The sequence below is a fragment of the Faecalibacterium gallinarum genome, from assembly GCF_022180365.1.
Lineage (GTDB): Bacteria > Bacillota > Clostridia > Oscillospirales > Ruminococcaceae > Faecalibacterium > Faecalibacterium gallinarum.
On record NZ_BQKV01000024.1, the window covers coordinates 1 to 389 of the forward strand.

Here is a 389-nt window from a genome sequence, read left to right on the forward strand (position 1 = left end):
CAGAAGGCGCCGGCCACCATACCCATCACGATGCCGCTGGTCTCGGACAGGAAGGTGAAGAAGCTGCCCAACAGGTCAGAGGCCAGAGAAGTAACAGGGCCGATGACCCAGAGGGTCAGACAGAAGGTGACGGTGCAGGTGATCAGGGGGACCGCGAACATCTTGAGGGTATCGGGGATGTACTTTTTATAGAGCTTCTCGAACCATGCGGCGAAGGCCACCGAGCAGATGATGGGGATAACCGAGGAGGCATAGTTGCCGGCGGAGGGCATAATCACGGGAATGCCAAACAGGCTGCTGATGTCAGAGCCGCCGATCATGGTGGGGTACAGAAGACCCGCGCCGATGACCATGCCTTCCAGCTCGGGCAGGCCGAACCGCTTGGAGGC

Annotated in this window: 1 pseudogene; it reads right to left on the bottom strand. The window is 59.9% G+C overall.

The features are described from left to right. Positions 1 to 389: pseudogene (locus JCM17207_RS03285) on the bottom strand (PTS beta-glucoside transporter subunit EIIBCA); the annotation flags it as partial.